The organism is Bacillus paranthracis, assembly GCF_001883995.1.
In the GTDB taxonomy this organism is placed as follows: Bacteria; Bacillota; Bacilli; order Bacillales; family Bacillaceae_G; genus Bacillus_A; species Bacillus_A paranthracis.
Window position 1 is genome coordinate 568,615 of the sequence record NZ_MACE01000018.1, and the last position, 13,921, is coordinate 582,535.

Below are 13,921 nucleotides of genomic sequence, written 5' to 3' on the forward strand. Positions count from 1 at the left end.
TACCTTCTCCTCTCTAGAAATAAAGTGAAACTATTTATAGCTTTCATTTCTTCTAGCCAACGATACTTTTAGGTAACATTTTTATACACCAGTACCTATAGTTTATTTCTCTTATCTTTTATGATAGTAAAAAATATGCCGTTCGCCAACCTTAATACAAAAAGAAATGATCCTGACAAATAGGATCATTCCATTTTATCATATGCCTCAATAATACGTTGTACCAGTGGATGCCTTACAACGTCCGTTTGTTCTAACGTAATGAATGAAAGACCTGATACACCAGATAAAATGTTAGCGGCTAGCGTAAGCCCTGATTTTACCCCCTTTGGTAAGTCTACTTGTGAAGGGTCCCCCGTAATAACCATTTTAGAACTAAAACCTAATCTAGTTAAAAACATTTTTATTTGTGCACCCGTTGTATTTTGCGCTTCATCTAAAATAACAAATGAATCATCGAGCGTACGTCCTCTCATATAAGCAAGAGGCGCGATTTCAATTACACCTCTCTCCATCATACGCTGCGTATATTCTTGTCCAAGAATATCGTGCAGAGCATCATACAATGGACGTAAGTACGGATCTACCTTCTCTTTCAAATCACCTGGTAAAAATCCTAAACTTTCTCCAGCTTCTACAGCCGGTCTCGTTAAAATGATTTTCTTTACATACCCTTGCTTTAAAGCTCTTACAGCCATTACTACAGCTAAGTATGTTTTCCCAGTCCCGGCAGGTCCTATTCCAAATACAATATCATTTTTCTTCATTGCATGAATATATCTTCTTTGTCCCATCGTTTTTACACGAATGGATTTACCTTTTGCCGTTTTAAAGATTTCTTCTTCATATAACTCTTCAAATTGAGCAATTTTCCCTTGTTGTGCGAGCTGAATTGCATACGCAACATCTCTTTCTGTAATTGACACACCTTTTCGAATAACAACAAGTAGTTGTTGTAAGATTTTTTCTACGAGTGTCACAGTTTCAACTGCTCCAGATGCATGAACAGTTTCACCTCTAGTTACGATTGATACATTCAGTTCCCGTTCAATTACTTTCAAATGAGCATCATTGACTCCAAAAAGAGCGATTGCTTCGTTAGTATTTTCCAATTGTTGGTTCATTTCTACTAATTGTTCTGCCATTACTCAGTCTCCTTGAATATCGGATTCGGATATTGGTTGTGGCTCTGCAATATTTTCAATCACAGTATAATGCAAAGTGACTTTTAGTTGATCCGCCTCAACCTCTTTACTCAAAATCTTATCACTTACAATCATAGCATGTTCATCCAATTTTTTCTTTAGTTCTTTTTCGGCCATTTCTTTCGCTACTTTCATTGCCTGTTTTTCTGTATATTCTCGGTTCGCCTCTTCCTCTTCTCGCACTACATCTTTTTCATATGCAATCGGCAGTGTAAAACCAAATAATTTCACATCATGTTTTACACTTTCCGTACGAGAACGTTTATACTTATCATGCTGAAATCCCCATATTTTTATTTTTGTACTCCCAAATGTAAGGTAATGCTCATTATACGTATTACCAGTATATACTTGAAATTGCGTCTTGAGTGGTACATTCACCTCAGATGTGTACCACGTTTCTCCATATACAATACCTTTCGCCGAAACAATGGTTGGACTCTCCTCATTACCGTATATCCCTGATACGAGAAGCTGCCCTTTTTCTACATGATCATTTTTTAAAACGACTGGTTTTCCAACTTCAACAAATGTTTTTGTAACAATCGCTTCTTTTTTTGCCACTAAATTTTGCGGCCTCTGTTCTTTTTCTTTTTTCGGCTCATTTTTTTCAACAATTTTAAAATGGTACGTCGTTCCCCTTACTTCTAGTCCTGCCCAAGTAATCGCATTAATATTGTCCGTCAAATGACGTTGTACATCTTCTACACTAGGCATTTGGAATTGTAATTTTCCTTTTTTAATACCCATTTTGTCCAATTCTTTCATCAATATATATTCTGTTTCAGGTTTCGCTCCCGTAATTTCAATTTTCCAAACCATATTCGATAATGCAATCATACCAAAGAAGAAAATTAAAAAACCAATTAAGAATCCACTATTTTTAATTAAGCGCTTATTCCAAAATGGAAAACCGTAACGCCCAATAAAATATAGTTTACACTCATTTTTTCTATAAATCGGCTTTATTTTTTTCACATCTCGTAATAGCATACAAAAGACTAACGTTTCATCGGCGATTTTCTTAACGTCCCAAACTAATAATTTTCTACGCACACATTCGTTAACAAACCGCTCCGCTCCTCTACCTTCAATTCGTACCTTCACATATCCAAGCCACTTTATAAACCATTTATTTTTCATCTACTACCTTCACTACCTTTCCAAAAGTAGACACACTACTTTTCACTTTAATTAGCAAAATAGCTCGTACGAAAATGAAATAAAGAGTTTTATTTTCCATAAATAGCGGGATAAAGTGAGACTTTAATCAGCCCTCACCAATTGGACTTTAATGGATAGCCCGACCCCCACCTAACTTCTTTGCTTTCGCTGAATTTTGAGGCGGGGGCTTACTGCCCATTAAAGCGGGATAAACTTAAATAGTAGGGACAAATCATTAGAATAAAGAAGAAAAACTTCACATACGGAAGTTTCCCTTACTTCTCTTTCTGTTCGTCTTCTAAAAACGTCACTTGCTCAATTATCCCTTCAAGCAAAAGTTCTTCCGGAAGGATTGTTTTAATAACAAAGGACTGCCCCTTAATCAATAACTGACCATGTTTTAACAACAATCTTACTTCTTTATCTGAAAACACTAATAAACCTCGATGATTTTCTATATAGATATGCACTTGCCCAACAAGCGTGATCCGAGGTAGATCCATTAGCACATCCACTGGTAGGTCTATTTGCTTCGTTAACCAATTCTTCATTTGTTCTAATTTTTTCATCCCAAAAGACCCCCTCTCATCCCATATGTATGAAAAAAGAGCTTGTAATATCACGTCCAAACTGAAAAAAGCATAAAAAAACGTCTCATACGAAATGAGACGTTTTTTTATGCTAATAGCTGGATAACCAGCTTATTCACAAGCGATCCATCTGTTTTACCTTTTACTTTCGGCATAACAGCAGTCATCACCTTACCCATATCTGCTTTAGACGTCGCACCAACTTCAGAAATAACTTGCTTGATTATATCAACTAGCTCTTCTTCCGTTAATTGCTCCGGCAAATATGCGCTTAAAATCTGAATTTCACTTTGCAGTTTATTAACAAGGTCTTCACGACCAGCTTTTTTAAATTCAAGGAGGGAGTCCTTATGCTGTTTTACTTCACGAGCTAAAACTGTTAGTTCCTCTTCTTCAGTAAGAGTATGCTGTAGTTTAATACCTTCATTTTGTAAAGCAGCCTTAACCATACGAATGACGGTTAATTTTTCTTTTTGTTTATTCTTCATCGCTTGTTTCATATCATCGTTTAAACGACCGAGAAGACTCATAACTTACACCCTCTCTTAGAATTTACGCTTTCTTGCCGCTTCAGATTTCTTCTTACGTTTTACACTTGGTTTTTCATAAAACTCGCGCTTTCTTGCTTCAGCAAGTGTACCAGTTTTAGAAACCGATCTTTTAAAACGGCGAAGTGCATCCTCCAAAGACTCGTTTTTACGAACGACTGTTTTTGACATTCTCTTTCCCTCCCTCCGAAACATCACACTTACATACTAACTCCAGCATGCAAAAAGAAACACTTCTTCAGCATGTCTTTTACGATTATAATACATTTTATCACTTCAGGTCAACTATTTGACAGAATAAAAGAAGAATAGATGCTCTTCCTTTTTCAAAAACTATGCAGATAGCTGTTATCTTTTCCCCTGAAGGCAACTATATTTTTGTCATTATACCTTTTTTCATGCAGAAACGTACGGAAAAACTACTCATTTCGTACATTTTCAGTACTTAACTTCTCCACTAAAAAAGAAAGCATGCAAATCGTTTCCGTTTGCATGCTTTTTTATCCCGATTGGTGCGGGCTAATAATGAGCGGGGAATGAATCCCACGCTCATTAAAGTTTCACTTTATGCGCTTGCTGATTCCTTTTTCACATCATCTTCAAGGACACGAACAAATTGCGCTTCGTTATATGGATAACCAGCTTTTGTGATTTTTACTTTCACTAATTTACCGATTAATTCTTCTGATCCTTCAAATACAATTTTCAAGTAGTTATCTGTATAACCTACATATAGGCCTTCACGGTCGCCCTCTTTAAATTGTTCTTCTGGAATAATTTCAAGTACTTCTCCTTCAAACTGTGATGCATACTCTTTCGCTAATTGATTAGATAGTTCAATTAAACGGTGAACACGATCATTCTTCACATCTTCAGGAACTTGATCTTCCATACGCGCTGCAGGTGTTCCTGTACGTTTTGAGTACGGGAATACGTGCAACTCAGAGAAGCGATTCTCTTTAATGAAATTGTATGTTTCCATGAATTCTTCTTCTGTTTCACCTGGGAAACCAACGATTACGTCTGATGTAATCGCAAGACCTGGTAACGCTTCTTTCAAACGATCTAAGCGCTCCTGGAAAAATTCCATCGTATATTTACGACGCATACGCTTTAATACAGTATTAGATCCAGATTGCAACGGAATGTGTAAATGACGTACAACTACTTCAGACTTATCTAACACTTCAATTACTTCATCTGAAATCTGACTCGCTTCAATAGAAGAAATACGAAGACGTTTTAATCCGTCTACTTCCGCTTCCATATCACGAAGTAATCCAGCTAAGTTATAATCTTTAATATCTTCACCGTATCCACCTGTATGAATACCTGTTAATACGATTTCCTTATAGCCTGCATCTACTAATTGCTGCGCTTGTTTAATAACTTCTTTCCCATCGCGAGAACGCATTAAACCACGCGCCCAAGGAATAATACAGAATGTACAGAAGTTATTACAACCTTCTTGTATTTTTAAAGATGCACGTGTACGATCCGTGAAGTAAGGTACATCCAGTTCTTCGTATACACGTGTTTTCATAATGTTGCGGACAGCATTAATTGGCTGACGCTCTTTACGGAATTCTTCGATGTATCCTAACATCTTTTCACGATCTTGTGTACCAACTACAATATCTACACCTGGAATCGCCATAATTTCCGCTGGAGATGTTTGTGCATAACATCCCGTTACACAAATAACCGCATCTGGGTTTTGACGAACAGCACGTCTAATAACTTGACGACTTTTCTTATCTCCCGTATTTGTTACTGTACATGTATTGATAACATATACATCAGCTTTCTTTTCATATTCAGTTCTTTCATATCCACCTTGTTTAAACAATTGCCAAATGGCTTCTGTTTCATAGTGGTTTACTTTACAACCTAACGTATGGAACGCAACAGTTGACATTGATCATCACCCCATCAATTCAAAATGATACGAAGCAGCACTTAACGCGTATAACGGCGCCGTTTCTGTTCTTAAAATTCTTGGTCCTAAACTACATGGTACAAATTTATGTTCACGAAGCGCTGTAATCTCTTCCTCAGCTAAACCGCCTTCTGGGCCAAATACAATCAATAGCTTTTGACCTGGTTTCATCATCGTTAAAGCTTTCGCAAAATTAGATTTCTCGCCTTGTTTCGCTTCCTCTTCGTAAGCAACAAGGCAAACATCATACTCACCACTCATTGACAGCAATTGTTTAAACGATGCTGGGGTGTGTACTTCTGGAATTTCACTTCTATGTGATTGTTCCGCAGCTTCTTTCACAATTTTTCTTAAACGCTCAACTTTTTTATCAGCTTTTTTCGCATCCCATTTTACGATAGAGCGAGATGCTTGAAATGGTAAGAATGCAGCTGCCCCAAGCTCAGTTCCTTTTTGAAAAATTAACTCTAGCTTGTCTCCTTTCGGCAGTCCACTTGCAATCGTCACGAAAACAGGAAGTTCACTTGACGTCTCTACCCATTCTACAATAGCCGTATGAATAAATTCACTGGTAATTTCATCAATTGAACATACGGCTGTTTTTCCGTTTACACAGCAATAAATGTGATCACCAGCTGACATACGCATCACTCTTGCTATATGATGTACGTCATCACCTACAATGCGAATACTTGTCTCATTTACATATTTCTCTTCTACAAAATAACGTTGCATATAATCACCTTAGTAGAGTTTCGTTCCTTTCGTAAGCCAATACTTACGAAAAGAACGAAACGTTATCATTTTTCATATAACAAACGGCAAGTCCCTCACCTTATAGTGAGAGACTCCCCTTTTCATTATAAACTAAAATCTACATTACGCATTTCGTGCAATAATTGCTACCCAATCTTCCATTCGCAACACTTCTTCAATTGTAAATCCAGCTTTTTCTAGCGCTTCAGAAATTACTTTTTCCTTTGCAGCAATAATGCCCGATGTAATAAATAATCCGCCTGACTTCACAACTCTTGCTGCATCTTCAGGGAATAAAAGAATAATTTCTGCTAATAAGTTAGCTACGATTAAATCAACAGGACCTTCAATACCCTCTAAAAGACTATTTTGTCCAACAGTCACGATATCATCTGTTTTATTTAAACGTACATTCATTTCTGCACTTTCAACCGCAACCGGATCTAAATCATATGCTTGAACAGAAGACGCACCTAGTTTTGCTGCTGCAATACTCAGCACACCAGAACCTGTTCCTACATCAATGATTGTGTTACCTGGCTGTACTGTTTTTTCTAAAGCACGGATACACATCGTTGTTGTTGGATGAGTTCCTGTCCCAAACGCCATACCTGGATCTAATTCAATAATTTTTTCTTCCGGAGAAGATGGTGTATATTCTTCCCAAGTCGGTACAATTGTGAATGTATCAGAAATTTGTACTGGATGGTAATATTTTTTCCAAGCAGTAGCCCAATCTTCTTCATTGACTTCGTTAACGGTAATATTTCCAGTACCAATTTCGATGTCGTAAGATGGAAGCACATCAATAGATGATTTTACACCTGCAATTGTTTCATGTAAAGAATCCGTTTGCGGGAAATATGCTTTTATTAACACACCTTCTGCCGGATACTCATCTGGGTTCAATGCATAAATTTCACCATATTGTTGCTCGCGCTCTTTCGTCAACTCCGCTGGGTCCTCAATCGCAACTCCACTAGCACCAGCTTCATGTAAAATATGAGAGACAGCTTCTACTGCTTCTTCTGTTGTATGAATACTAATTTCTGACCATTTCACAATTTACCAACTCCATTTTTTATTTCCATTATTCCCCTTTGAAAGCACGTTTAAGCTTTCCGAATAAACTATCATCCTGCTCTTCTTGTCCTGCAAATTCACGCAATAAATCTTTTTGCTGTGAAGTTAATTTCGTCGGTACAACAACACGCACGACTACATATTGATCTCCTTGACCGTATCCACGTACGTTCGGAGCACCCTTTCCTTTTAGGCGGAATTCTGTTCCTGTTTGTGTTCCTGCTGGAATTTTCAGCTTCACTTTACCATGAACAGTAGGAACTTCTACTTCATCACCAAGTGCCATTTGCGCAAATGTTAATGGCATTTCGCAAATAATGTGATCTCCTTCGCGCTCAAAGAATTCATGATTTCTTACATGAACAACAACATATAAATCTCCTGCTGGGCCGCCATTTACGCCCGCTTCACCTTTTCCAGATACGCGGATTTGTTGACCATTATCGATACCTGCTGGAATTTTAACATTGATTTTTTTACGTTTACGAACTTTACCAGAACCGTGGCATGTCGTACATTTTTCTTTAATGATTTGCCCAGTTCCTGAACAATGACCGCAAGCTTGACGGTTTACGATACGACCAAATGGTGTATTTTGTTCTACACTTACTTGCCCTGATCCTGAGCAATGTTTACATGTTTCTTTTGAAGTTCCTGGTTTTGCCCCACTACCTTTACAAGTATCACATGGATCTTCTACTGGAATCTCAACATTTAACTCTTTACCAAAAATAGCTTCTTCAAAATCTAAAGTGACTTGATATTGTAAGTCAGCACCTTGGCGCGGAGCATTTGGATCACGACGTCTGCCGCCACCGCCGCCAAAGAATGAACTAAAGATATCTTCAAAACCGAAGCCACCACCGAAGTCTCCTCCGCCGCCAAAGCCGCCGAAGCCTTGATTAGCACCAGCATGACCAAATTGATCATATTGCGCACGCTTTTGATCGTCGCTTAATACTTCGTATGCTTCTTGTACTTCTTTAAACTTTTCAATTGCATTTTCTTCTTTACTTACGTCTGGATGGTATTTTTTAGCCAAACGACGATACGCTTTTTTTATTTCATCTTTTGAAGCACCCTTGCTAAGTCCAAGGACCTCATAATAATCTCGTTTACTCATAAATTTACAACCCCCGAATCTTTCACATAAACGTAATTTTAACACCGAAAGAAAGTGCTTTGCAACAAAGTTTCCTCACTTACAGTATGCAAAGTAAAAAACTTAAGACCCTCACACATTCCTTCTCATTCGTGAAAAAAGCCAAAGCCAAGGCACGCTTGACTTTGACTTTTTGTCATCTTACTTATTATGTTTAAAGTGGAATTACTTGTCTTCTTTTACTTCTTCAAACTCAGCGTCTACTACATTGTCTTTCTTCGCGCCAGCATCTTGTGCTCCTTGTGCACCTTCTGCTTGCCCTGCAGCTGCTTGAGCTTGCTCATATAGTTTAACAGTTAGTTGTTGTACGATTTCTTGTAAAGCGTCTTTTTTCGCACGGATTTCCTCAAGCTCGTTCTTCTCAATCGCAGCTTGTAATGCTTCTTTCGCTTCTGTTGCTTTTGCAACTTCAGCTGCATCTACTTTACCTTCTAAATCTTTTACAACTTTATCTGTTTGGAATACAAGTTGGTCAGCTTCGTTACGAAGTTCAACTTCTTCCTTACGTTTTTGGTCAGCGTCAGCGTTTGCTTCTGCTTCTTTTACCATACGATCTACTTCTTCATCAGAAAGACCTGAAGAAGATTGGATTGTAATAGCTTGTTCTTTGCTTGTTCCTAAATCTTTTGCACGTACGTTAACGATACCGTTCGCATCAATATCGAATGTTACTTCGATTTGTGGAATACCACGTGGTGCTGGTGGGATATCCGTTAATTGGAAACGTCCTAACGTTTTGTTGTCAGCTGACATTGGACGCTCACCTTGTAATACGTGAATGTCTACTGCTGGTTGGTTATCAGCAGCTGTTGAGAATACTTGTGATTTACTCGTTGGAATTGTAGTGTTACGCTCGATTAATTTCGTGAACACACCACCCATAGTTTCAATACCTAAAGAAAGTGGAGTTACATCTAATAATAGTACGCCTTCTACATCACCAGTAAGTACGCCACCTTGAACTGCAGCACCTAATGCTACAACTTCATCCGGGTTTACACCTTTATATGGTTCTTTACCAGTTTCACGTTTAATAGCTTCTTGTACAGCTGGGATACGAGTAGAACCACCTACAAGGATAACGCGATCTAATTCACTTGCAGATAGACCAGCATCTTTTAAAGCACGACGAGTTGGTTCTAATGTTCTTTCAACAAGGTTTGCTGAAAGCTCTTCGAATTTCGCTCTTGTTAATGTTAATTCTAAGTGTAATGGACCAGCAGCTCCAGCACTAATGAATGGCAATGAAATTTGTGTTTGTGTTACACCTGAAAGATCTTTTTTCGCTTTTTCAGCTGCATCTTTCAAACGTTGAAGTGCCATTTTATCTTGGCTTAAATCAATGTTATTTTCTTTTTTGAACTCAGCTACTAAGTGATCAATAATAACTTGGTCAAAGTCATCTCCACCAAGACGGTTGTCACCAGCAGTTGAAATAACTTCAAATGTTCCATCTGCTAACTCAAGGATAGATACATCAAATGTACCGCCACCTAAATCATATACTAAGATTTTTTGCTCTTCATCTTGTTTTTCTAAACCGTAAGCAAGCGCTGCTGCTGTTGGTTCGTTAATGATACGCTCAACTTCTAAACCAGCGATACGACCAGCATCTTTCGTTGCTTGACGCTCTGCATCGTTGAAGTATGCAGGTACTGTAATAACAGCTTTCGTTACTGTTTCACCTAAATATGCTTCAGCAGAAGCTTTTAAGTTTTGTAAAATGATTGCAGAAATTTCTTGAGGTGTATATTCTTTACCTTCGATTTCTACTTTGTAGTCTGTACCCATATGACGTTTAACAGACATGATTGTATTTGGGTTTGTAATTGCTTGACGCTTTGCTACTTCCCCAACTTGACGTTCTTCATTTTTGAAAGCTACAACAGAAGGTGTTGTACGGTTTCCTTCTGGATTTGGGATAACCTTTGGTTCTCCACCTTCCATAACAGCTACACAAGAGTTTGTTGTACCTAAGTCAATACCGATAATTTTACTCATGGCGAATCCTCCTACTTTTATGTAAATTATTGATTTACTTTTACCATCGATGGGCGAATTACACGGTCTTTTAATTTATAACCTTTTTGGAATTCTTCCACAACCGCATTTGATTCAAATTCGCTGTCTTCTACTTGCATAACAGCTTGGTGTTCATGAGGATCAAACTGTTTACCAACAGCTTCAATCGCTTCTACACCTTCTTTTGTCATCGCTTCTAACAATTGACGATATACCATTTCCATCCCTTGTAATAAGGACTTCATTTGCTCATCAGTTGCTTCCACTTGCATCGCTCTTTCAAAATTATCAAGAGCTGGCAAAATATCTGAAACAAGACTTTGTGCTCTATATTTTTCAGCAGCCTGTTTATCCATTTGAACACGACGCTTATAATTTTCAAAATCAGCTTGTAGACGTAGCATACGGCCTTCCGTTTCCGTCAGTTTCGCTTGCAATTCATCTACTTTTTCTTGTAAAAGAGCAGCCTCACTTTTTTCTTCAACAGTTTCTTCGCTGTCTTCAGATGTTACGGCTTCTTCAACTTGTGCTTCTTTTACTTCTTCTTTCACTTCTTCTACAACTTGTTCGTTACGCTCTTCCACAATTTTCACCTCCTTAAAAGGTATTAGGTATCATGCATAGCATGATTACCTAAGTATAGTTATATATTACACACAGTGATGTATTGCTTATCACTTGAGCGAATGTATTCTTCTTTATTCTTTATTTTTTTAGTCCATCTGTAATTTGCCTTGTAAATAACTGCAACAAACTAATTACACGAGAGTATTGCATTCTCGTTGGACCTAAAATTGCAATTGTTCCAAGTTGTTCTTCTCCAATCGAATATGTTGCAGAAATCAAACTACAATCTTCCATGGCTGTCGCAGAGTTTTCCCTACCAATTTTCACTTGAATACCAACTTGTTTATGACGCAAAATATCATAAAACTCAGCTTCGTTATCAATCATGGTAAGTAAAGATCTAACTTTTTGAATGTCATGAAACTCTGGTTGCGAAAGCATATTTGCCTTCCCTCCAAAGTATATCTTTTCCGATAACGGAACTTGAAATGTACCATCCAATATTTTTATTGCACTATCGTAATTATGAACATACCCACGCAATACCGTAACAATCTCCTTAAAGATTTTATTATGGAGTTCCGACATTGGTACGCCTGATAGCTTTTCATTTAAAATATTAACCATTTTTTCTAAATCTGATAAATCAACAGATTCCGGAACGGTAATCGTTTTGCTTTGTACATGCCCTGTATCCGTTACAATAATAGCGACTGCGGTTTGACGATCAAGCGGAACAATTTGTACGTTTTTAAGTTTATTTGTGCTTAACTTCGGTCCAAGAACAATGGCCGTATAATTTGTAAGCTCTGATAAAATTTGAGCCGATTGCTGTGCAATCTTTTCCGCTTCAAAAATTCTTTCAGCAAATAAATCTTTAATTTGTACAATTTCATCGTTCGGTAAATTTTGCGGCGCTAAAAGATGGTCTACATAAAATCGGTATCCTTTTTCAGAAGGAACACGTCCAGAAGAACTGTGCGTTTTCTCAATAAATCCTAGTTCTTCTAAATCAGCCATTTCATTTCGTATAGTAGCTGAACTAAACGTAATTTCATCTTTTTTAGCCAACGTTCTTGACCCAACAGGTTGCGCTGATCCAATAAAGTCATCAATAATTGTTTGTAAAATTAAGAGCTGACGTTCCGTAAGCATCTCATCATCACCTCTGTTAGCACTCTTTGTCTTCGAGTGCTAAATCTATTAATAACTTACCAAAATTGACATTCAATTGTCAACGGAAACGTCACGAAATAATGAAACTTTTTCACGTTAATGGAACATTTAATTAGTCAATCAAAAATGATTGGAATACTTCATTCCCTAATAATTTCCCTTTTCGCGTTAAACGAACATATCCATCGCTCTCTTCAAGCAATCCTTGTTCTTGGTTGTTTTGTAACTGCTTCGCGAAAACTTGATCCATTTCCATATTAAATTTCTTTTGAAACGCTATTTTAGATACACCTTTTGTTTTTCGGAGTCCTAAGAACAATTCTTCTTCCATTTTTTCTTTCTCCGTCACCACGTGAACATCTAAATACGGAAATCCGGTTTCATCGATTTTATTGAAATATTGCTTGAGCGGCCCTACATTTTGGATACGTTCTCCATTTACATAACTATGCGCTCCAGCTCCAAATCCATAATACTCTTCATTATTCCAGTATGTGAGATTATGTCTACTTTCATTATTACCTTTTGAAAAATTACTAATTTCATACTGGGTATAGCCATGTTTCTCCATTTCATCCATTACCATTTCGTACATTTTCGCTTCGTGGTCTTCACCTGGAAGTCTTAATTTCCCTTTATTCATTAAGTTATAAAATACTGTTTTCGGTTCCACAATTAATGAATATGCCGAGAAATGTTGTACACCAAGCGTAAAAGCAATGTCTAATGTTTCTTTTACATCTTCTATCGTCTGTCCTGGCAGAGCATAAATAATATCTACATTTATATTTTTAAAGCCTACTTCCTGCGCTTCTCTAATTGCTACAAACGCATCTTCTCTCGTATGCTTACGTCCAATTTTCTCAAGCAATTCATCTCGAAATGTTTGCACCCCAAAACTAATTCGGTTCACTCCACCTTCTAGCAATACATTTAATTTCTCTTTCGGCAAATCACCTGGATTCGCTTCAAATGTTAATTCACAATTCGGGGCAAACGGACGTAAACGACGATTTATAATATTTAATAATTTCTTTGTCTGTTCCATATTTAATGCTGTTGGAGTTCCCCCGCCAACAAAAATCGTTTTCATACTATCAAACGGTACCTTTTGAACTGTATTTATTATTTCTTTCTCTAAATACTCTAAATATTGATCGACCGGCTGGCGTTCAATAAACACTTTATTAAAATCACAATAGTGACAAATATGCTGACAAAACGGAATATGAATATATGCAGCTTGCACCAAAAATAACTCCTACCTTTCTAAAAAGAAAACCTCCACGCTCGGGAGGCTTCTTTTACTTCTCTAACGTATTACGAATTTGTTCCATTCGCATTTTTCCCCAATCATACATCATTTCAACGATTGGTAAAAGCGACATGCCTAATTCCGTCATATAATATTCCACTCGCGGTGGAATTTCTGGGTATACTGTTCGATCAACAATCCCATCTTCCATTAACTCTTTTAATTGGTTTGATAAAACTTTATGAGAAATGCTCGGAAATAATCGCTGTAATTCACTAAAACGATGAGGCCCTTCCACACCAAGATGCCACAATATCACAACTTTCCACTTTCCACTAATAATAGAAAGCGTCAATTCCTTTTCACAATTAAAATTGCCATTTTGTATTTTTTCTTGAATATCTTTTCGAATATTTTCGGACATTAACAAACTCCTAACTTTATATGAACTAAA

At 37.3% G+C, this 13,921-nt stretch carries 14 protein-coding genes; all 14 read right to left on the bottom strand.

What is annotated here, in order from left to right; genetic code table 11:
- Positions 1 to 185 precede the first annotated feature (185 nt).
- A complete protein-coding gene (locus tag BAQ46_RS09225; protein ID WP_000840516.1) occupies positions 186 to 1,145 on the bottom strand; it encodes a PhoH family protein in 960 nt (319 codons plus the stop codon).
- 3 nt (positions 1,146 to 1,148) lie between these two features.
- A complete protein-coding gene (gene yqfD / locus BAQ46_RS09230; RefSeq protein ID WP_000792485.1) occupies positions 1,149 to 2,348 on the bottom strand; it encodes a sporulation protein YqfD in 1,200 nt (399 codons plus the stop codon).
- Positions 2,349 to 2,644: 296 nt separating this feature from the next.
- The gene (gene yqfC, locus BAQ46_RS09240) at positions 2,645 to 2,938 is read right to left on the bottom strand and encodes a sporulation protein YqfC (protein ID WP_000732266.1); all 294 of its coding nucleotides are present in this window, start codon (positions 2,936 to 2,938) and stop codon (positions 2,645 to 2,647) included.
- A gap of 107 nt (positions 2,939 to 3,045) precedes the next feature.
- Positions 3,046 to 3,489, bottom strand: coding sequence for a GatB/YqeY domain-containing protein (locus tag BAQ46_RS09245; protein WP_000054571.1), 444 nt, complete (start codon positions 3,487 to 3,489; stop codon positions 3,046 to 3,048).
- A 15-nt stretch (positions 3,490 to 3,504) separates the two neighbouring features.
- Positions 3,505 to 3,678: a 30S ribosomal protein S21 gene (gene rpsU, locus BAQ46_RS09250; RefSeq protein ID WP_000048061.1), complete on the bottom strand. Its 174-nt coding sequence runs from the start codon at positions 3,676 to 3,678 to the stop codon at positions 3,505 to 3,507.
- Between the two features lie 394 nt (positions 3,679 to 4,072).
- Complete coding sequence (gene mtaB / locus BAQ46_RS09255; protein ID WP_000108677.1) at positions 4,073 to 5,425, bottom strand: tRNA (N(6)-L-threonylcarbamoyladenosine(37)-C(2))-methylthiotransferase MtaB; 1,353 nt, start codon at positions 5,423 to 5,425, stop codon at positions 4,073 to 4,075.
- A gap of 6 nt (positions 5,426 to 5,431) precedes the next feature.
- Positions 5,432 to 6,181 carry a 16S rRNA (uracil(1498)-N(3))-methyltransferase gene (locus BAQ46_RS09260; RefSeq protein WP_001190152.1) on the bottom strand — a complete coding sequence of 250 codons (750 nt, stop codon included), beginning with the start codon at positions 6,179 to 6,181 and terminating at the stop codon, positions 5,432 to 5,434.
- 144 nt (positions 6,182 to 6,325) lie between these two features.
- Entirely contained in the window at positions 6,326 to 7,264 is a 939-nt protein-coding gene (prmA, locus tag BAQ46_RS09265) for a 50S ribosomal protein L11 methyltransferase (RefSeq protein ID WP_000872108.1), read from the bottom strand.
- A 28-nt stretch (positions 7,265 to 7,292) separates the two neighbouring features.
- Complete coding sequence (dnaJ, locus tag BAQ46_RS09270; protein WP_000043935.1) at positions 7,293 to 8,408, bottom strand: chaperone protein DnaJ; 1,116 nt, start codon at positions 8,406 to 8,408, stop codon at positions 7,293 to 7,295.
- Between the two features lie 204 nt (positions 8,409 to 8,612).
- Entirely contained in the window at positions 8,613 to 10,448 is a 1,836-nt protein-coding gene (dnaK, locus tag BAQ46_RS09275; RefSeq protein ID WP_000034690.1) for a chaperone protein DnaK, read from the bottom strand.
- 26 nt (positions 10,449 to 10,474) lie between these two features.
- On the bottom strand, positions 10,475 to 11,053 hold the full coding sequence (grpE, locus tag BAQ46_RS09280) for a nucleotide exchange factor GrpE (protein WP_000392720.1): 579 nt from the start codon (positions 11,051 to 11,053) through the stop codon (positions 10,475 to 10,477).
- A gap of 121 nt (positions 11,054 to 11,174) precedes the next feature.
- The gene (hrcA, locus tag BAQ46_RS09285; RefSeq protein WP_000954950.1) at positions 11,175 to 12,191 is read right to left on the bottom strand and encodes a heat-inducible transcriptional repressor HrcA; all 1,017 of its coding nucleotides are present in this window, start codon (positions 12,189 to 12,191) and stop codon (positions 11,175 to 11,177) included.
- A 133-nt stretch (positions 12,192 to 12,324) separates the two neighbouring features.
- Positions 12,325 to 13,464: a radical SAM family heme chaperone HemW gene (hemW, locus tag BAQ46_RS09290; RefSeq protein WP_025991619.1), complete on the bottom strand. Its 1,140-nt coding sequence runs from the start codon at positions 13,462 to 13,464 to the stop codon at positions 12,325 to 12,327.
- A gap of 52 nt (positions 13,465 to 13,516) precedes the next feature.
- Positions 13,517 to 13,891, bottom strand: a complete 375-nt coding sequence (locus tag BAQ46_RS09295; protein WP_001293546.1) for a winged helix-turn-helix transcriptional regulator — start codon at positions 13,889 to 13,891, stop codon at positions 13,517 to 13,519.
- Positions 13,892 to 13,921 lie beyond the last annotated feature (30 nt).

Excerpts from the sequence above, each read along its gene's own strand:
- BAQ46_RS09225 (WP_000840516.1), bottom strand. The coding sequence starts at position 1,145 with ATGGCAGAACAATTAGTAGAAATGAACCAACAATTGGAAAATACTAAC.
- yqfD (WP_000792485.1), bottom strand. The coding sequence starts at position 2,348 with ATGAAAAATAAATGGTTTATAAAGTGGCTTGGATATGTGAAGGTACGA.
- yqfC (WP_000732266.1), bottom strand. The coding sequence starts at position 2,938 with ATGAAAAAATTAGAACAAATGAAGAATTGGTTAACGAAGCAAATAGAC.
- BAQ46_RS09245 (WP_000054571.1), bottom strand. The coding sequence starts at position 3,489 with ATGAGTCTTCTCGGTCGTTTAAACGATGATATGAAACAAGCGATGAAG.
- rpsU (WP_000048061.1), bottom strand. The coding sequence starts at position 3,678 with ATGTCAAAAACAGTCGTTCGTAAAAACGAGTCTTTGGAGGATGCACTT.
- mtaB (WP_000108677.1), bottom strand. The coding sequence starts at position 5,425 with ATGTCAACTGTTGCGTTCCATACGTTAGGTTGTAAAGTAAACCACTAT.
- BAQ46_RS09260 (WP_001190152.1), bottom strand. The coding sequence starts at position 6,181 with ATGCAACGTTATTTTGTAGAAGAGAAATATGTAAATGAGACAAGTATT.
- dnaJ (WP_000043935.1), bottom strand. The coding sequence starts at position 8,408 with ATGAGTAAACGAGATTATTATGAGGTCCTTGGACTTAGCAAGGGTGCT.
- dnaK (WP_000034690.1), bottom strand. The coding sequence starts at position 10,448 with ATGAGTAAAATTATCGGTATTGACTTAGGTACAACAAACTCTTGTGTA.
- hrcA (WP_000954950.1), bottom strand. The coding sequence starts at position 12,191 with ATGCTTACGGAACGTCAGCTCTTAATTTTACAAACAATTATTGATGAC.
- BAQ46_RS09295 (WP_001293546.1), bottom strand. The coding sequence starts at position 13,891 with ATGTCCGAAAATATTCGAAAAGATATTCAAGAAAAAATACAAAATGGC.